General features: G+C 38.7%; 17 protein-coding genes. 2 read left to right on the forward strand and 15 right to left on the reverse strand.

The genetic code is table 11. From position 1 onward, the window contains the following. Window positions 1–1595: 1595 nt before the first annotated feature. Window positions 1596–2762 (forward strand): cation:proton antiporter, encoded by a 1167-nt coding sequence (locus FC81_RS00495; protein ID WP_057741898.1) that lies wholly within the window; start codon window positions 1596–1598, stop codon window positions 2760–2762. A gap of 301 nt (window positions 2763–3063) precedes the next feature. Beyond that, window positions 3064–3597, forward strand: a complete 534-nt coding sequence (locus tag FC81_RS00500; RefSeq protein WP_057741901.1) for a GNAT family N-acetyltransferase — start codon at window positions 3064–3066, stop codon at window positions 3595–3597. Between the two features lie 350 nt (window positions 3598–3947). Here the strand turns inward: FC81_RS00500 and FC81_RS00505 are convergent, their stop codons facing one another. The 15 genes from FC81_RS00505 to FC81_RS00570 all read right to left on the reverse strand — a co-directional run bounded on the left by FC81_RS00505 (window position 3948) and on the right by FC81_RS00570 (window position 18335). Continuing rightward, entirely contained in the window at window positions 3948–4610 is a 663-nt protein-coding gene (locus FC81_RS00505) for a DUF536 domain-containing protein (RefSeq protein ID WP_235804606.1), read from the reverse strand. Window positions 4611–4706: 96 nt separating this feature from the next. Beyond that, window positions 4707–5630: a hypothetical protein gene (locus FC81_RS00510; protein WP_057741908.1), complete on the reverse strand. Its 924-nt coding sequence runs from the start codon at window positions 5628–5630 to the stop codon at window positions 4707–4709. After that, entirely contained in the window at window positions 5614–6036 is a 423-nt protein-coding gene (locus FC81_RS00515; RefSeq protein ID WP_057741911.1) for a hypothetical protein, read from the reverse strand. The genes FC81_RS00510 and FC81_RS00515 overlap by 17 nt, the downstream gene beginning before the upstream one ends. Window positions 6037–6050: 14 nt before the next feature. Continuing rightward, a complete protein-coding gene (locus FC81_RS00520) occupies window positions 6051–6659 on the reverse strand; it encodes a hypothetical protein (protein WP_057741914.1) in 609 nt (202 codons plus the stop codon). 50 nt (window positions 6660–6709) lie between these two features. Beyond that, entirely contained in the window at window positions 6710–7792 is a 1083-nt protein-coding gene (locus FC81_RS00525; protein ID WP_057741916.1) for a C40 family peptidase, read from the reverse strand. Continuing rightward, the gene (locus tag FC81_RS00530) at window positions 7793–9655 is read right to left on the reverse strand and encodes a CD3337/EF1877 family mobilome membrane protein (protein ID WP_057741917.1); all 1863 of its coding nucleotides are present in this window, start codon (window positions 9653–9655) and stop codon (window positions 7793–7795) included. Between the two features lie 12 nt (window positions 9656–9667). Next, window positions 9668–10027, reverse strand: a complete 360-nt coding sequence (locus FC81_RS00535) for a hypothetical protein (protein ID WP_057741920.1) — start codon at window positions 10025–10027, stop codon at window positions 9668–9670. Next, window positions 10024–10200, reverse strand: a complete 177-nt coding sequence (locus FC81_RS10835; RefSeq protein ID WP_157054662.1) for a hypothetical protein — start codon at window positions 10198–10200, stop codon at window positions 10024–10026. Before FC81_RS10835 ends, FC81_RS00535 begins: the two co-directional genes overlap by 4 nt. Next, window positions 10200–12680 carry an ATP-binding protein gene (locus tag FC81_RS00540; RefSeq protein ID WP_235804607.1) on the reverse strand — a complete coding sequence of 827 codons (2481 nt, stop codon included), beginning with the start codon at window positions 12678–12680 and terminating at the stop codon, window positions 10200–10202. The genes FC81_RS10835 and FC81_RS00540 overlap by 1 nt, the downstream gene beginning before the upstream one ends. Continuing rightward, on the reverse strand, window positions 12574–13131 hold the full coding sequence (locus FC81_RS00545) for a TcpE family conjugal transfer membrane protein (protein ID WP_057741925.1): 558 nt from the start codon (window positions 13129–13131) through the stop codon (window positions 12574–12576). Before FC81_RS00545 ends, FC81_RS00540 begins: the two co-directional genes overlap by 107 nt. A 12-nt stretch (window positions 13132–13143) precedes the next feature. Then, window positions 13144–13476, reverse strand: a complete 333-nt coding sequence (locus FC81_RS00550) for a hypothetical protein (protein WP_053266999.1) — start codon at window positions 13474–13476, stop codon at window positions 13144–13146. Window positions 13477–13491: 15 nt separating this feature from the next. Further along, a complete protein-coding gene (locus FC81_RS00555; protein ID WP_057741933.1) occupies window positions 13492–14442 on the reverse strand; it encodes a conjugal transfer protein in 951 nt (316 codons plus the stop codon). A gap of 70 nt (window positions 14443–14512) precedes the next feature. After that, window positions 14513–14806: a hypothetical protein gene (locus FC81_RS00560; RefSeq protein ID WP_053266998.1), complete on the reverse strand. Its 294-nt coding sequence runs from the start codon at window positions 14804–14806 to the stop codon at window positions 14513–14515. A gap of 879 nt (window positions 14807–15685) precedes the next feature. Continuing rightward, window positions 15686–17677 carry a helicase HerA-like domain-containing protein gene (locus FC81_RS00565; RefSeq protein WP_057741928.1) on the reverse strand — a complete coding sequence of 664 codons (1992 nt, stop codon included), beginning with the start codon at window positions 17675–17677 and terminating at the stop codon, window positions 15686–15688. Then, window positions 17670–18335, reverse strand: a complete 666-nt coding sequence (locus tag FC81_RS00570) for a replication-relaxation family protein (RefSeq protein ID WP_057741930.1) — start codon at window positions 18333–18335, stop codon at window positions 17670–17672. The genes FC81_RS00565 and FC81_RS00570 overlap by 8 nt, the downstream gene beginning before the upstream one ends. Window positions 18336–18616: the final 281 nt, after the last annotated feature.

The following is an 18616-nucleotide window of genomic DNA, read 5'->3' on the forward strand; positions in this document are numbered from 1 at the left end:
CTGTACTATCGTAACTACGTGGAGAGAGTGCAGTTTCAAGCAGGCGACTGGCGGAAATCTTAGAAATAAAGGAAAATTTAGCGTGAGTTTTTGAAAGGTACATCATCCAAAATTCAACTAAATTATAAAATAAATTCCACAAAAAATCAAAAAATAGAGTTCAAGGTCAAGCCCTGATGAACTTAGAAACCGTTCATCTAAACCCCAAAAACAAAAAATTTCAGTTCTTTCAGAACTTCCAATTTTCTATTTTTAGGGTTGCTATTTAACATCAATTTTAGTATTTATCTCTTAAAAAAATATGTAATCTCTCTTGTGTTTTATGTTTTGATGAGCTATCAATTGAGCTGGTAGTTCAGGAGGAAGGCAGACTTTCCCTATCTGAATGTATAGAAAGTCTTTTACCAAAACTTGTGACGATTATCAACGTCGCAGTATAGCCCGATCGTTTTAGCACGTTATTAACTTGGATAACATTTCAGTTACCCACTTAGCTTTTTCCACGCTCCTACCTTGCCCCGCGTGTTGACCTTTCGGCTCTCTGTTTGCTAAGCTCCCTATCAAGGTTCACTTTAGTCCAATCGACCGCTTACGAGTAACTAACTAACTTTCTTGATTCACTCACGCACAACACTACTTGTTACGTCAATCTTCCTGTTAGTGACAACTCCAGTCGTATCTTTCGGCGAAGTTCAGCCATAATAAGTGCATGCACTACCATTGCTTTTTATCCTGCTACGCTCTACTCTTCTTCGTGCGTAGTTTAGACTTCTGATCTTTACCAGTACAGGCTTGCAACATTTACCCGTTGACCTTAGATTACTTGCAATAACGAAACACGTAACCCACGTTTACTATTTGTTCAAGCGGTGTAACTTCCGCTTTTTAAGTAATTTTCATTACAGTTACCCCCTGCAGATTGACTTTTTTTTGCATTAAAAAACCGTCAACCAAGGCGTTTACCTTAATTGACGGGTCTAATTTCATCATTAAATCTTGAACTTCTAGCCTTTTTCAGTTATTCTATTACTGCCGCTTATCTTGCGGACAAGCTTGTTAGCTTGTATAATAAAGATAACCTTTAGCGCTAGAGCTATAGTTTTAATTGATGCGTTCTCATCAATTAAGGCTCTCAAGATTCGATTACCAGTCGAATTTCGAGCTAGCGTTTTTTGTTTGTCCAAAAAACACTAATGCCTTTCTTATATGTATTCAATTTTTATCTCTTTAAGAATACCCTACATAAATAAAAAAAACAAGTCTAAATGCCGACACAGCAACCAATATAACAGTTAACTATCCGCTTAATATTTTAAAAAACGCTTAGAACACGTCTCTCAGCACTGAATTAATAGTGTTTTTAAACTAAATCACAATTTCTAATTTTTTCTAGCACAGCTTCCTCAAAATTCAGTTACTATCTTTCAATATATTTAGATTATCACTATTTTCATACTCGAAATAACTCTATTTTAATTGCAAAAGAGTTGCAGTAGTTCATTCTTTTAGTTCGTAGGAAAGAAAGCAAAATGTTAATATTAATAATAACTGTTTATAAACTACTTTACTTTTCCGATTTGAATGGAGTGTATTTAATGTCTTTTATTGGTTCACTAGTTGTTATTTTGATAGCTACCACTCTCGCTGGGCACTTAGCTGCAAGAGCTGGGATTCCTGCAGTTTTAGGTCAACTTTTAATTGGTATAATAATTGGGCCCGGAGTTTTAAATCTTATCCGTTCAACAGAACTAATAGAACAATTTGCTGAAATTGGTGTAATCTTGCTGATGTTTATGGCAGGCATAGAAAGCGATATACAACAACTTAAAAAATATTTCAAACCAGCTTTATTAGTCGCAGTATCTGGTGTTTTATTACCCGTAATTGCTATGGGTTCAGCCAGTTTATGGTTTGGCTACCATTTTCAAGAAGCTTTGTTCATAGGTGTTGTTTTCTCCGCTACTTCTGTCAGTATTTCTGTAGTTGTATTGCGTGAATTTAAAGCTCTAAACGGTAAAGAGGGAGCAACTGTTCTTGGAGCAGCTGTTGCTGATGATATTTTAGGTGTTTTACTGCTGAGTTTAATGATAACTCTCATTGGTAGTAGTGGCGTAACTGGCCATGGTAACTCAAATAACATTTTGGCCCAACTGGTTTTCCAAGGGCTTTTCTTTGCTGGAGTTTTCCTCCTTGTTCGTTGGATCGCACCAGCAATCATGTATTTAAGTAATAAGTTATTAATTCCTACTAGCAACACTATCTCCGCTATGATTATCTGTTTATCAATGGCGTATCTAGCTGAATTAGTTGGCTTGTCTGGAGCAATCGGAGCTTTTTTCGCAGGTATAGCCGTTGGGCAAACACCTACCAAAAAAATTGTTGATACTAATATCGAACCAATCAGTAATACACTTTTTGTTCCTGTCTTCTTTGTTAGTATTGGGCTAAGTGTTTCGTTTAATAATTTTCTCACTTCTTTACCCTTCATCACCATTATGACCATTCTTGCTATTTTAACTAAATGGTTGGGGGGCGAACTAGGTTCGATATTAGCTGGTTTTGATAGAAATAGTGGACGAGTCGTGGGAACAGGTATGATTGCACGTGGTGAAATGGCTTTAATCACAGCTCAAATCGGCTTTAACGCACATTTACTGGATAAGTCTTTGTATGTAGATATCATCTTTACAATCGTCATTGCCACGTTATTAGCACCATTACTATTACGTTGGTCATTAAAAAGATTACACAAAGCTATTTAGTTTTATTTATAAGATTATTATTAAAGTCGCTATACCTTTCCCAGTTTACATAACCTACCTTATCAACACTAACAACTATACCAGTGCTTCACGCGCCCTTGTGCATTGACCCCCAATCACAAACTCGCCGCAAGCCTTTAAGTTCCGTTTACACACACGCATTTTTTTAGAAATGCACAATCTATACCATTTATAAAACATTTGAAAATCAACTAACCATAGTGTTATTACCGAATAGACATTATAATAATCTATACTACTTTGAAATTTAATAATACCCTACAGATTAGGAGAAGGTAACATGACATATACAGTTAGACGTGCTATTCAAAGTGATGTCGAAAGCATCCAAACTTTTTACAATGACTCACTTCCACTTATTAACATTCAACAAACATCTTGGATTCCTAATGTATATCCAAACTTTTCCGATGCATTAAATGCAATTTCAAAAAAAGAATTTTTCATTTGCCTTGATGAACAAGATATTGTGGTTGGTTCTATGATACTTAATCACGAATCAGATAAAGCTTACCAAAAATTAGAATGGTTAAAGTCTGAAAAAAATTCTAAACAGGGTAACTTGATTGTGCACACATTAATTTCACACCCTAAAAAACCGAAAAAGGGTATTGCGAGTTATATGATAATGTTTATAAAAAAATACGCAGCTGAGAATAATATGGCTTCAATAAGGCTTGATACCTTTGTAAATAATATTCCAGCTCGTAAATTATATGAGAAAAATGGTTTTTCATATATTGGAAGGACTGAACTAACAAGTTTCGATAATAATGGAACAGATGATTGCGTATTCTATGAATTTCAGGTATAAGAAATAAAAGTTTCACATGTCCTAACCTAATCAACTAGGTTGTATATTCTGTACCTTTAGTTTTAATAATACTTCTTTGCACTCTTTTTTTGTTTCATGTTATAATGAACCTGCAAAAAGATGTGAACATTTTGAACACCAAAGCCCCTAACAGGTTACGACTGTTAGGGGCTTTTTAGGTGGGCTAAATGTCGCCTATTTCATTTTACTTACGGTGTTTCCGTTTTAGCCAGTCCGTAAACCACGCTGTTATTAGCGCAACCGCAAGTGGGGCAAAAAGATGTGAAAACATTTTGGAACACCTCCCAACCGTTGCAGATTGGATAGGCAACTTTTTCATTATACCTTATTTATCGTCTTTGCCACCAGTGCCGTTTTTTTGCCGTTTCTGATGTTTTAGGCTCGTTCCTAACCTTTTCTACTTCTTCCGGTTTATCCGTGCTTAAATCGTTTCCTGTTTCCAATGCTTTTAATCTCTTTTGTGTTCCTAGTTCTAATTGTTGTTGTTGATCGAGCAATTTATAAACCTTGCTTAATTGCTCGTCTTTCTCGCTCATTTGTTTGTCTTTCGTTTCGAGTTGTTTATCCTTTTGCGCTAATTGTTGTTTTAATACCTCGAATTGTTGGCGGTAGTCTTCCAGTACTGCTTGTGCTGCGACACTATCCCCCTTAACCCCTTTATATGTAAGGCTTTTACTATCTTCTTCTATGTCACTATCCTGTATCGCTGTATCATTTTCCTGTACTGACACACGACTTTTTGTATCGCCCTTTTTTGGCTCTATATCAGGTGTTTGCACCGTTTTTTCTGTTTTTCCTGTGTCACTAGCGCTTTTTGCTCCTGTATCACTGACACGCGCTATCGCAACAAAATGCTCTCTAATCCGCTTGATAGTAGGCTCTCCGTAGTAATTCACGTTCTTTAGCTTTTTATCGTAATCAATACGGCACTTACTAATATAGCGATACACGCGTTGTCGGTTTACCCCTAGTTCTTCCGCGATTTCTGGCACCGATAACCACCTTTTAGCCAATACAATACACCCCTCTTTTGCAGTACAGCTTTATTATAGCAAAAAAAATAGCCCTTAGTGGGCTACTCTTCTTTTTTATCTATTGAATAATTTCTTGATTCCACCAATCTTTTGCGCTCCTGCGATTAACCCCGTTACAGCGATCAATATTGCCCCTGCTACGCTCATGCTCATACTTTTAGTATTATCATCGCCAGTTTGTGGCAAAGTCGCTCTTACGTCTGTTTTTTGCGCTTTTACGCTACTCTCCTGGACTGCCTGTGGCTGTCCTGCTTTTGCGTTTTGTGTGGTAGCCGCTGTTGTACTTGAACTTGCCGCGCTTGAACTTGTCGCACTTGAATTATTGGTACTACTTGCGCTTGGGTCTACTGGTGTTGTTGCGGCTGTTTGTTTCGTTGTGCTTGAATTTTCTGTCACGGTTGAGCTTGCTTGGGTCTTACTTGTACTGCTCTTCTGTGTCGCTTTTTTGGCTGATGTTGTGTCACTTGCCTTACTACTTGTATCACTCGAACCCGTTGTATTAACAGGGTTTACAGGGGTTACCGTGTCACTTCCTGTACTGCTTGTGTCACTACTGCTTGTACTGCTATTTGCTGACGTTGTATCGCTTGTATTGCCTGTCGGGTTAGTTGGGTTTACTGGTGTGGTAGTGCTTGCGCTACTGTCGTTATCGCTTGTACTGCTACTACTTGAACTACTACCCGTTGTATCGCCCGTTGGTGTTGTCGGGTCTGCCGGTACTATAGCGCTACTTCCAGTACCATTGCTTTCACTTGAACTTGTATCACTACTTGAAGCCGTGTCACTCGCTTGATTGCTTGTGCTTGTTGGGTCTGTTACTGTCGTACTTGTATCACCTGTCGTGGTATTTGTTGGGTCTAATGCTGTTGTTGTCTGGGCTGACGATACTTGATCGGCGCTCGCAATCGTTGTTCCTGCCGTTCCAAAAACTAAAAGCCCTGCTAAAGTTGCTGACGCTACACTAACTGTTTTTTTCATTAAAATTTTCCTCCTGAAAAGTATCTTTTTCAATTTCAAATTTACTTATTTTTTTGAATAAGAAGATGATCAATAGCATTAAAAACAACCCTTTATTTTCAAATGCTCCTACAACGAGTATAGGAATCGATAACCCACTATATAGATTCTTCTTTATGTTGCTAAACAGATTTACCGCTTGATAATAGAATGGGTCTTTCCCCTTAGTTTTATAAAAAGTTTCAGCTACTGATATAAAAAAGACTATTTGAGCCCAAATCTTTAACCCAGTCTGCAAAAAATGTGTGTTGTTCACTTCAAAGAAGTTTGCAATCTCGGTTACTCCACCTAACAGCAAGCCGAAATATACTAGGGTCTCAAAAAGAGTAAACAAAACTAACATTTGCCTATATACTGTTTTTTTCATTTTTACCCCCTTATCTAATTACTCCCGTGTGGCTCATAACCTGTATTGTATTCAATCTTGCTAATTAACCACTCTTGACCGCTCTTGACTAACTTCGTTCTCATTACCATATTAACTTCTTTTGTAGTATCACCTACCTTGTTCTCCATTTTATAGAATGTGACCGCCTCTTGATTCTTGCTATCGCCACTATTAAAGGTTTCTATATCTCTAATTGTTGTTGGTGTGTAGCCGTCGTCTTGGCTGTCGCTGTTATCTGCACCACTTGGCTTTAATTGATTCACTGCGTCGCCTGTTAGAAACGGCGAAATCTTTTTATATCGTTCTTGTAAGTTCTTATTTTTGGAAGCATATAGATTCTGTAAAAATGCTGCGAGGTTGCTACTAATATCTTTTGTGTTATTAGTTGTAAGTGACTTTTCAACTGTGCTACTGCTTTTGCTGTCGGTCACTGAACTTTCTTTTGCGTTCGCAATCGTTACCTCTTGTTTTTTTAGCTGTCTTGATATGTCTTGATTTCTCCCTCTTTCACGCTTTAAGGCTTGCCCTGTTTGCCAGTTTGACACCAATAACAAGCCAATGAATACAGCTACTAAAATTAGTGGTATTCTGTTCTTTTTCATCTTCTCACCCCTTTTACCTGGTCTTTTTTGTCCTGGTCTTTTTATCCTGGTTAATTTGCCCCTTTGAGTTTGCCGAAATGTGTCTTATAAAGCTTTTGCCACGCGGCAACGTCATCAACTTTGACCCCGTTGTCTTGTGCGTCAAACATTTTTCCATTTCCTAGATAAATACCAACGTGCGTCATTCCGCCTTGGCTGTCCGTTCCTTCAAAAAATACTAGGTCGCCTGCTTGGGCTTGGCTCTCTGAAATCTCCGTCACTTCTTGCCATTGTTGCTGACTTGTTCGCGGTAAACTTATGCCCGCTTTCTTGAAGCTCCACTGTACTAACCCTGAACAATCGAAGCCCGTTGTTGGGTTTGACCCGCCCCACACGTACGGGTTACCCTCGTACTTCTTAGCTTCGGTAATCACTGCATTATAGTAACTGTGTGACTTGCCGCTTACTGTAACTGTACCGCCGCTAGTATTCTGTCCTGTGCTTGGGTCGTAATACTGTAAAATCTTCTTCCAGTAACTACTATCGCCCGAACCTGCACCATAACTTGGTAATACGTTCTTGTAAAAATCATCATTCGCCGCCTCGGACCATTGCCCGCCGTGGTTTTTCTTCAACCACGGACCAAACGCGGGAGCATTATACAAAACCGAGGTTATGTTAACGTCTCCCTCGTTTGTCGGGCTTGGGTCATGTCCTGTTATGCTCTTAACGCTCGCTAATTGATTCTTAAAAGCTAGTACCCCGTAATGAATACTTTGCTCTGTCGTTAAAGCATTCGTGACGTTTGCGCCTTTCACACTCTCGCTTGCTTGGAATATATCGGGGTACTGCTCCGCGTTTCCGTGTGTTTCAACTTCCACATGCGCCAACAAAACGCCTAACCATGAATCTGGTACATTTTGTTTATCCATTTCAGCTTTAATCTGATCTTTAAACCGCAACGTTTTAGCTGATAAACCTTTCGAGCTTCCCGTTGCTAGGGTGTTTGTTGACGTTGTTTCTGTCGTTCCAATTCCGCCACCGCTCAACGAAACCATTAAAGCCGTGCCAACCAAAAGAAAAGCAATTAGGATCAACGGTAAAAAGATAAATATTAAGCTGTGTTTTGCTTTTTTCTTTATCACATTTTCCACCTAATCAGCTCCTAACGGTCGTTCCTTACTAGTCTTACGTCCTGATTCCTCGCGTGCATTGCCTTGTTTACTTTCTGCGTTTGCTCCGTGTGCCGCTCGTTGTTCCGAGTTCTCGCGTGCGTTGCTCTGCTCGTTGGTTTTAGGTTCTTCGTTTCCGTAACTACTTTTTCTTTCTTCCGCGGCTTTTTGCTCGCCCTGTTGCTCGCCGCCTCTTGGGTTTTCTTTTGTCTGTGATTCTTTTGCCTGTGGCTCATTCTCACGCTTTGGCTTGGTCTTTTGCTCTGATTCTGCCCGTGCGTCTGCTTTGGGTTTCTGTTGTTTTTGCTGTGGTTCTGTTTTACGTCCTGATTCTTCGCGTGCATTTGGGGTCGCTTTTTTACTACCATACGGCTGTTGTTCTTGTCGTCCCTGTGGTTCGTTAGACTCGCGGTCGCTTTTATCTGGCTTATTTGGTCGCGGTTGCTCGCTTCTATGGTTTGTGCGCCGCTCAATCTTTCGACTTGCCGCACCTGCCATTTGTCTAATGTTATTGCTTCCTGCGCCTACGGTTGCCACTCTTCCGCCTGTAACCGTTGATATTATCCAATCACGCTTTAAGATCATTAGAAACGCTACAATTATCAATAATGCCGAATTTGCGATATAGCCACCAACTGAATTAGGACTAATAAAGCTGTCTACGATTTGAATTATCAGCAGTAAAAACATAATAAACATTGCTGTAAATGCCTTGAAAAAGAATAGCCCAATAATTCTTGCGAGGTTCTTATAACCACTGTTCCCAAACCACGGTAACAGTGACACGAAAAACGACAACGGCACTAACAACAATAAGGCTAAAATACCAATCTGAATTATCAAGTTAAACAATGATATTAACAGTAACGGAATGCCTAAGCCTAGGGTAATCATGGGGGCTATTAGCCCTACTGCAAGCTTGGTATTAATACCCTCGTCTCCGTCTTGCATGTACTTATTGTTTAGCTTTTTATTTTCATCTTTAACAATCTTGTCTGAACCACTATCTTTTTTCTGTTTTAAAAGATTATCTATCCTATCGCTATTATTCTTGGTTATTGTCTTTTCATCAGTCGTGCCGTAGTTCATCAATAAGTAAGGACGATAAACCGCCGTATCAAAATACGTATTGCGTAATACCGCGGTTGTGCCTGCTTCTGGTTGGTTAGAATCAATATTCTGTGAGCTACCGTCAAAAACTAACCCCGCTTTTAAAAAGCTGCCCTGCAGTCCGCCACTAATCGTATTAACGCCTTTCATTAGACTTGTGCCAAATACTAAAAACACACTGCAAAGCACAAAAACTAATGCCGTTTTACCAATCATGGCAAAACCACCGACCAAATCATTTTTTAAAGCGAATGTATAACCTGCCACAATCGCCACGATTACCAAAATCAGCGCTAAGAAGTTATCAATTAAGGTTTGCCAAATGCTTGCCGCCGCGCTATTTATCTGATCGATTTTCCCGTTTAAAACGTCCGTTGTTGATAATAGGTTTATTACCTTATCAAACCCCTGCCAAATTAATTTATTGATATAGAAAAAGGTATTTCCTACCCCTCTAATCATGTCTTTAACGGGGTGCGTTGTGGTGTTTAAATCGGCATACCCTTTATACTGATCGATTGGATAACGTTCACTATTTAAGGTCACGCCGCCTTGTTTAACGTCCTGTGCGGTGTAATAATTTTCTTCGCTATATTTTTTTGCGGCTTGTTTAGCTAACTCGGTAGCCGCCTTTTTCACGCTATCTAAACCATTATCCGCGTGAACCGCTGTACTTCCGATAAACAAGAAACCTAATGCAATTAAAACTATGGGGACTAGCTTTTTTATTTTCATGTGTTTGCCCCCTTAGCTTGTACCTTTGTGTACATAAACCTTTTTCATTTGTAATACCTTTGCGGCTTGGTCGTTATTAGTTAATTGTTTCCAACTACCATTACCAACCTTTTTGTAAAAACCTGTATAGGTTTCACTATCAGTGACCTGTACATAATAAGTGTTTTTATTGTTTTCGTCATGATAAACGGTTGCTTTCGGGTGTCCGTATGGTACTCCGGGGTCTACCCTTTGTGTGTCCGCTTTATCAATCTTCAAAACCTGCGATACCATTTCTTTATAGTCTGCCGTTGTTTTTCTTTGGCTACATGCCGTTAATATTAGCGTTATTCCTAATATCGCTAATATTAATACTCCCTCTTTCTTTTTCATGCAAACGCCTCTCTTCCTGCAAGTATTCCAATTGCCGCAATCACAAGCCCTGTAATTGCTAACACGTTTGAACTACCTGAACTACTTAAGATACTTGCCACGTTTACAACTTCTATCATTAAACCAACAAGGCTTACTACTGCTCCGATAATTAAAAACTTCCATTTAACCATTAGACAAACTCCCTTTCTGCCTTGGCACTATGGCTTTTATCAACTGTCTTAAATGCTCTTAGCCATTCAGGAAAGACACAATCAACACTTAACGCGTCTACTCGTCCATAAAAATCTCTAAACAAGCATTGCCCCTTTTTCATATCTGCCAAAAGCTCTTTATTTTCCTTAGTTACAGGCAAGTCCATAAACTTCAAAATATCTTCTCGCTCTGATCTCTCGTCAAATGCAAAACATGCTCCAAAGTTTCCGCGGTCGTCCTCGCTCTGCGCGTCTTTAACCGATTGTGTAATCATGATTAATTGATTGTTATAGCTTCGTCCGGCACGCCGTAACTCTTTAACTAATCGCTTACCGCCACGGGTTGCGGTCAACGTCCACGCTTCATCAAAGATAATTGAGGTCTTTTGCTTGCGGTCACGTTGTCCGAAATACTGACAGAACTTTGCCAACGGTATCATTACCGCTAGCGCCTTACGGTCGCTGTCGTTCATTTCCTCAAACTTTGTACCCGCCTCTGGCAAGTCCAAACCTTGAATACTTAAAATCGTGTGCTTGTAATCAATGTTTAAACCGCGGCTTGTTCCGTCTGAAAAAGCTAACTGCAAAATTGAGTTTTTTACTAACTGACCGATTAACCCGCCCGCTTCGGCAATGTTTTTAACCTTGCTTGTTTTTAACATCTCGATTAAGTCCATTAAGCCGACTTTTTCGCCTTTTTGCTTGCGCTCGATTAACATGTCTAAGTCTTCCAAAATCTCGCGTTTTACGTCATCTTTGCCCTTTAGGTTATACACTTGTTCAATCAATGCTACGGCGGTATCTTTTGCCTGTGCGCCGTTTAAAAAGCTCAACGGGTCAAGTACGCCGTAATTATTTTTGTCGTTTGGGTCAAGCGTTACATAATGAAAAGTCTTCATTAAGTCGATAAAATACGGGTAATCTTTTCGTATTTCAGGGTCTTTGACCGCTTCTTCAAACCATGCATGATTTTCATTTTTCGGGTCGGTCATTAAAATTTGAACATCAAGGAACGTCATATAAAACATTAAAAGCTTCGCTAAAAATGACTTCCCTTTTCCAGTTTCTCCCGAAATCAGACAATGCGGACTATCCGTCATTGCTCCGACAATACCCTCATTGGCAATCATTGGATGATATAAAACAATGTCACGGCTGTTTTGAATAGCCGTATTTGTATCTGGCGCTGTTCCGTGTGTTACTCTTCCGAGATAGAAACCAATGTTTGAGCCTAAGTTACTTGTTAGCCCAAATAATAATTCTGCGATTCCACTATCCTTTGTATACTGCAACCAGTAGCGCTCAAACTGTATTGAGTTGCCGTTTAACAGCGTGTAGAACAAGTTAATCTGATCGGCTAATGGTCGCGTTAATTCAACGTGATAATTAGCCATATAGCTTTTAAGTGCATTACACCTATTTTGACACTGGGTTTTGTCTTTTCCGCTAACCACAAAAACCCCTAGCCACTTATAAAACGGTGTTTTTTTGTTCTCAATGTCATTTCGCAAGTCGTTTAATAGTGGCTTCCCTTGCAAAATAATACTGTCGCTATCTTCGTTGGCATACATATCCTTGTCGGTTTCCTTGAAACGGCGTGCGGTAAACTGCGTTTTCCGAACTGCTGAACTTGGTTTCATCTGCAACGCCTTAACTTTGAACTCCACAGGAAACGGCATTTTTTGAACCACCCTAAATATTTCTGCATAGGTCATATTTACTTCTGTGTTCGTGATTGGCATTAACGCGATACAACTTTCGCCATACTCATTTGTAAGCCTTAAAAAACCTGTATGCGTCACTGGGTCGATTGTGGTATTAGTTGTTTGCAAGTTTGCGGGTACTTCCGCCCCTGCAATTCCTCGCCTAAATGGTTCGGTTGTGTTGCGGTAAAGTTGTTTATCCGTCAAGCGCTCGCCTTTTAGAACTGATAACCCGTCAAATACTTCTTTTTCGCTTACTTCGTACGGCTCAAAGGCTTTCTTTGTATCAGCTACGCTTAACCCTAAGTAACTTAAAGCCTGCATTGTGACGCTATCAAATGCCGTTTTAAACGATTCTTTTAAGGTATCTTGCCTTAAATACGCGGTATTGTGTAGCTTCACGCCGACCGTGAAGCCGTATCTTGTAACTTCGCCTAATTCCTGCCCTAAAACGTACATTGCGCGCTCGTCGTAGCGTTCGCCTATCTTGCCTGTTTCACTGCTAAAGTCTTTCTCTAACTGCTTAAAACGCTCATTTAAGCGCATATCTTCGGGCAATAACTGCAAGTCGATTTCATAATAAGTTTTCAGCTCCCACAACATTTGTACCAACGTTCTTTTATAGCTCTCGATCTCCTCGGCGTTGTTTTCACTGATTGTTCGGCTCGGTATTCTGTAGTACGCCCACACTTGCCCCGTGTTCGTTAGCAGCATGTTCTTTAATATCGTTTTGAACGGCTTTTTTAGGTTTTGCATTCCCTGCCCCCCTTTCTTTCATGATTGCTAATTTCGATTCATTAAAACTAACTTTTTCTTCTTGATATGGTATCGAGCGTTCATCATTAAACCTTTTGCGTGGGCGTTTAACCGTCCACCAAAAAACTAATAAATCTTTCGTAAATGCAAAAACATTTTTACCATTGAACGCGGCGCGTTCTTCACTCAAAAACCCACTACCAAACCACATTGGAACTAAGAAATAAATCAATAGAATAAATTGCTTATTGATTAGCCCAAACGTGATATAGTCCAGTAAAACAACTTTTAGCAACCACAATAACAACCCGATTACAATTGCGATTGCCACCCTCCTAATTTCAACTCCCACGGGTAACTTAATCTGGTCGTTTAAGCGATAAATGACAATCGGCTTTTTAAATATTTTTCTGTAGTTATAAACTTGCTCTTTCGTCTGTTTTTCGCTCATACTCCTCACTCTCTATCCTTGGAAAAGTTGTACAAGTGCCTTTAATGCTCCGATAAAACTATCAGTAAAGTTGATTATCCAAATTAATAATGCGGCTCCTAATAAACTCCCAATAACCATGCCCCAACGTTGTGTAAAAATACCTCTGAATACTTGAACGATTAAATAAATGATTACTAAGTTTCCTGCAATGGTTTTGATCCAGTCGGTTATTCCGCTTCCTGTTGGTAATGAACTATCTGCCGCAAAAACTGGCGTTGTTGCTCCCAAAGTTACCGCACTTGCCGCCGCTGTTTTGTAGGCTACGTCAAATAAATGGTCTGCCTTTTTTAAAAATTTTTTCATGTGTTTTCTCCCCTTTTATTTTCCTAACGTGTGCTTCAAGCTTTCTACATAAAACTTGTTGCCACCGTCTTTTCTTAACTTCAATGTCATTTCTTGCGTGCTGTCGATCTGTGTTGTTGTGTCCTCAACGTCTGCCGTTACTTTAGCTATTAAGTCGTTGCCGTCCTTGTACACATCAACTTCATTAATGTCTTTATACTGCTGTGACCCACCTAATAAAGCAGGGTTTTTCATGATATATTGCACGTCTGTTATATCTTTTGAATTGATATATTTTGGTAAGAACGTCTTATCTAACCAATCTTGTACGTTCTCTTTAATTGTTGCTGATACTTGTTCTTTTCCGTCTAAGTTATTTGTTGCTTTCTTGGCGTTTGTCGTCTTAAAGTTCGGTACATATTGCGTGTATGGTACTGAAACCACGCTATACTTGCTATTCCTGTTCTCAACTTCGAAATGGATAATTTCAGCCCCGCTTGTTTTGTCCTTGTTGTCCTTTGAGGCGTAATTGTAATTAACCAAATAAGCTAGTTTAGTTGTTTTGTCTTGCGTATCTTGCGACCACAACATCACTGACGCAGGTGTTTTTGTACCTTTCGCATTATCTATCGTTGGCGTTTCTACGCCACTCGCTAAATACTTGCTTAAGCTCTTTTTGTAGTCGTCTCCGCTTTGATTAGTGTCGTAATAGGCTTGTACGAAGTAACGTCCGAAAACGTCTATATTTCCCGTTTGCTTGCTTTCTTCTTTCAGCTTTCTTACTTGCTTATTCATGGTTTGCACTTGCGTTTCTAGCGCACGTTCACGCGCGATTGTTCGCGCCTGTCTGATAACTGCCATTAAAGCTATTAAGAAGACAATTACAATTACCACCCAAAGCGCAATTTTAAAGACTTTATACGATTTTTGAGCAGGAATTTCAGGTATTTTTTTCTTCTCCTGATTTTCCTTTACTTGATTAGACATTGCCTTAATTTTTTCAAGCCACTTTTTTATGATTCTCGCCTCTTTTCCTAAAAGTATTAACAAATGATATTCAAATATTCTCCGCTTTCGGATAAAATGTTAAGAGGCGTTGCACAAGACTGTTTTTCTTGTGCTTAACTCTAAGGAAAACTTCACTTTTTCTTAGAGCGCCAATTTTTTTTACTTGTAATTCCACTTTTTCCAACTGATCTTTGTTAATTACCTTTGTTCTTGTCGCACCAATCTTTTTTACCTCAACTCCTTCAAAATATTCTGGGTGTATTCGAAACAACGTACTTAGATAATGCGGGTTTTTCCCGATTAGCTGACTAGCTTCTCGAAAAGTTAACCATTTCTCTTCCATGTTCAACCTCCTTTCTGACTATATTTTAACGCCAATGTTCCACATGGAACATTACAGATTAAAAAAATTTGTGTTTCATTTGTAAAATAACCCCTTAAGGAATTATTTATAATTAAAATATAACTTTTCTTATTATTCTGCAACCAAACCCTCTCTAAAAGGGACTTTGAAGCTATTTAAGTTATTTGTTTCTTGTATTTTGACCCACACCCTTTTTTCTTTAGATGCTTTTCTGAGCCGGTTTTAAAAAGCACTTATTAGATTTTTTCAGTTCTACCACCTTTCTATTTTTAAGACATGTTCTTTTTTCTTCAGTGTGCTATCTTCGCCTGACTAGCAAGAACAGCGTAGTGCAAACGCCACAAGGGTATGCCGTAGTAAAAATTTTGTGTTTAGGCTTTGCCTACAAAAATTTTACGCCCCTTGTGGCGTTTAAATGTAGCTGTATGCTACAAAGGGCGAAGATAGTCCACGGTTATTGAAGAAAAAAGAACTTAAAAAATAAAGTGCTAAAGGAAAAAATCTAATCGCTTTAGTGCTTGTTTTTCTTCTAGCAGCATTCACGACTTTTCAATTTAGCTATGCTATAATCTGCTTATAAAGTTGTTTTGTTTTTGCTTGCAAAAACGGGGCGGGAAAAGCAAAAAGCGTTAGCGTGCCAGCGCTAACGCCTTGCCCGCTACTTCTTAAGTGCTATGATGATAAGCAGAAGCAACGCTAAAATTAAAATTACATCAATCATAAAAAAATACCTCCTTTCGGGGCGTACCGTGCACAACTTGTTGTGCGACAATGGTCGTTCCGTTGGAGGTATTTTTTGTTAGTCCGCCGTAGCGGGTTTTTGCTTGGGTGGGTTAGTTGGCTTGCCAACTAAAAGCTTTAAACTCCTTGCATTGTATTGCGTGTATATACTTTGCGGGCGTACTCTTCTTCACTCTTTGCCCCTTTGGTAATTAAATAAAATGAATGGTCTTCTAAACGCTTGATACTATCAGGCTTAACCACAAATTTGTTTACACTTCTGACCGTACCTCGTGCCGCTTTGGTATCAATGCGGGCAAATATGCCCCCTTTATCTTCGGTCATGATTGTTTTGTCGAGATCCTCATAAGTTCCGACTAAATTCGCAACATAATCAGCACTTTCAGGGTCATTTGAACGCCCTAGCATAAATGTATTTACATTGTCTCTTATTCGTTTGTCTAAGCCCGGACCATTGGTGTTTAAATCTTCCATGGACTGAACACCTAGAACCGCCCCAAACTTAGCGCTACGTGCCTTTGCAAGCACATCTATAATCTTATCGTTGGCATAACTGCCCCACTCGTCAAAAAAGCCTACCGCACCTTTAAAATCGCCCTTATTAAACTTTTGCGTAACTGCGGTTGCTACATCACTAACCACGAAACGCCCTAATTTTGGTATTAATGAACCATAATTATTGCTATTGAAGCTAAATAAAATCACATCACTTGTATCTAAGAACCTTGTCATATCAATACTATTTTCTGTCTCACTCAATTTATACCCTAAATCAGATATAACCAGTAACTCTATTTGGACTTTCAGTCCATAAATATTTTTCATGACGTTTGATTGATTTTCTTTAAACTCTTTAAAATCTTCATCATCAAAATTTTCTTTTTCAAAAAATAGTTTTGTATACTCTCTCGCTTTTTCGCTTAGATCATAAACAACTACCTTTTTATCAACGTATTTTACTTCTTCTTTCTTTTCAGCTCCTACAAGCCCTGTATCTCCTGTTTTTCCGCCTTTTGGTTTAACTTTTTGCTTAACAGTTATTTCACGCTTCGTACTATCTGATTTTAGCGTTTTCCAAATATTATCAAAGTTTAGATACTCTAATAACGTTGGTAAATCGCGCTTTATTTGGTAAGCGTCCATAAATTTAATAACTTTTAGCAACATGTTATCACTAACATTTTTATAAAATGGCTCGCTCCAGTCGAAAACGCTCATTAATCTTTCTTCAACCCCTGACGGCGCACCATTTTTAATCGGGTTATATGTCGTTTCTGTGTTATCCGAAAAAACTTTAAATTTCCGCCCGTATTTTTTGGCCAACTTTCCTAAATCATGTTCAATTTGTGGGTCGCCTTTGGCTTCCACATAAATTACAGGCAAACCAACTTTCATACATGCTTCTGCTTGTGCCAACATAGCTACTGTTTTACCTGAACCCGTTGTACCTTGTATTAATTCATGCGTAAACAACTGTTTTAGGGGTAATTCTACAGCATTACCTTTTATATCAATTCCAAAATAAATATCGTTCTTCTTTTCGCTCTTTCTCCATTTTTCTTGCTGTTTATTCGTTATACTTTCGCGCTTATTAAAAATTTTTTGAAATTGACTAGATTTCAAAAATTTACTTTGGCTATCCTCTTTCGTTTTAACGAAGTAATTTACCTGTAGTTTATTAATTACTAGCGCAACGATAAAAGCTACTGCAATGCCTAACACGATTTCCAATACATAGCTTTGCCACGTGATTTCAAAAGACTTTCCATGGTTAAAAACGTTCTCCACTATCTGCATTAATTTTGCAGGGAACATATTTTTGTAAATACCCAAAAACTGAAATAATGCCGTGACTTTAAACTTCATCAACAGTAAAACAAATACAATTAGACTAATTCCACTAACTAATGGCAGCCACTTCATTTTTTTTAAAGCGACTGCAAGCCCTCCAACCAAAAAACTAACGATTAAAGCGGGTAAAAACAGCCCTAGCGCGATTAATAGTACAATGCCACCTATCAAAACACCTGCAAAGATTCCAATTTCACGATCTGTATTACTTTGTCCGTTGCCGCCTTTTTGGTTGTCATTATCTGGGTAATCAAACATTTTCACTCCCCCCCAACATCTCATCAAGGTTTCCAAAAGTAACCGCTATTCCCACCTCTGCCGCACATTTTGCGACTAATCGGCGTACATTCAACGATTGATATAAATAAATAATATGCGTGTACTGTCCTGCCTCAATCATTTTTTTATAATTAAGCAACTTCTTCTTTATCCGCGCGGGGGTCTTTCTTGTTAATTCAACTTCTACTGCCTGTCTTGTTTCTTCTGTATCTATTACAAAATCAGGCAAATTTTTTAATTCTCTTCTATCCTGTCCAATGTCACTAACTTCATTCACTAACAATTCCCGTTCCGTCTCGAAACTGACTTCTTTCAAATGCTCCTTATAAAAAATCATGCTCTCATTTACCAACATACTATGTCTAAAAATTGCAAAATTCGGCGCTTTATTATCTCTTGAAAAACCAAAATTTAATTCTCCGACAAACTCACTGCCAGCTTTAGTGATTAAAAAAACCGCCTGTCTGATATTTTTAAACTCCGTAACTAAACCGTTCTTTTTTAACTCTTTTACTGCATAATATGCTGTCGTTTTTTTTGAACCTGTCAAACTAACAATCTGCTCTATATTTGCAATTCCCAATCTATCTATTATTTCTAACACTATCTGTCTTTTTGCTGTTAACCCAATAATCAACTTAAACACCTACCTATATTTTTTATCTATCTGCTCTTGAACTTTCTTTTGAACTTGACCTTGAACCTGCTCTTGATCTTGACTCTTCTCTTGAATCTAATCTTCTGACCTTGAACTCTATTTCTCTCTTTCTCACTTTTACTTACTATCTTTTCTTATCTTCTTTTTATCTTACTCACGCTTACTTTTTCTTTATATCCTTTGTAGCCAGTCGCCTGCTTGAAACTGTACTATCGTAACTACGTGGAGAGAGTGCAGTTTCAAGCAGGCGACTGGCGGAA

It is taken from the genome of Liquorilactobacillus capillatus DSM 19910 (genome assembly GCF_001434915.1).
Classification (GTDB): domain Bacteria; phylum Bacillota; class Bacilli; order Lactobacillales; family Lactobacillaceae; genus Liquorilactobacillus; species Liquorilactobacillus capillatus.

Bases quoted from the DNA above. Each gene is read 5' to 3' on its own strand.
- FC81_RS00535 (WP_057741920.1), bottom strand. From the start codon at position 10,027: ATGAAAAAGAAAGAGGGAGTATTAATATTAGCGATATTAGGAATAACG.
- FC81_RS00555 (WP_057741933.1), bottom strand. From the start codon at position 14,442: ATGTCTAATCAAGTAAAGGAAAATCAGGAGAAGAAAAAAATACCTGAA.
- FC81_RS00545 (WP_057741925.1), bottom strand. From the start codon at position 13,131: ATGAGCGAAAAACAGACGAAAGAGCAAGTTTATAACTACAGAAAAATA.
- FC81_RS00565 (WP_057741928.1), bottom strand. From the start codon at position 17,677: ATGTTTGATTACCCAGATAATGACAACCAAAAAGGCGGCAACGGACAA.
- FC81_RS00540 (WP_235804607.1), bottom strand. From the start codon at position 12,680: ATGCAAAACCTAAAAAAGCCGTTCAAAACGATATTAAAGAACATGCTG.
- FC81_RS00520 (WP_057741914.1), bottom strand. From the start codon at position 6,659: ATGAAAAAGAACAGAATACCACTAATTTTAGTAGCTGTATTCATTGGC.
- FC81_RS00530 (WP_057741917.1), bottom strand. From the start codon at position 9,655: ATGAAAATAAAAAAGCTAGTCCCCATAGTTTTAATTGCATTAGGTTTC.
- FC81_RS10835 (WP_157054662.1), bottom strand. From the start codon at position 10,200: ATGGTTAAATGGAAGTTTTTAATTATCGGAGCAGTAGTAAGCCTTGTT.
- FC81_RS00510 (WP_057741908.1), bottom strand. From the start codon at position 5,630: ATGAAAAAAACAGTTAGTGTAGCGTCAGCAACTTTAGCAGGGCTTTTA.
- FC81_RS00550 (WP_053266999.1), bottom strand. From the start codon at position 13,476: ATGAAAAAATTTTTAAAAAAGGCAGACCATTTATTTGACGTAGCCTAC.
- FC81_RS00515 (WP_057741911.1), bottom strand. From the start codon at position 6,036: ATGAAAAAAACAGTATATAGGCAAATGTTAGTTTTGTTTACTCTTTTT.
- FC81_RS00560 (WP_053266998.1), bottom strand. From the start codon at position 14,806: ATGGAAGAGAAATGGTTAACTTTTCGAGAAGCTAGTCAGCTAATCGGG.
- FC81_RS00495 (WP_057741898.1), top strand. From the start codon at position 1,596: ATGTCTTTTATTGGTTCACTAGTTGTTATTTTGATAGCTACCACTCTC.
- FC81_RS00500 (WP_057741901.1), top strand. From the start codon at position 3,064: ATGACATATACAGTTAGACGTGCTATTCAAAGTGATGTCGAAAGCATC.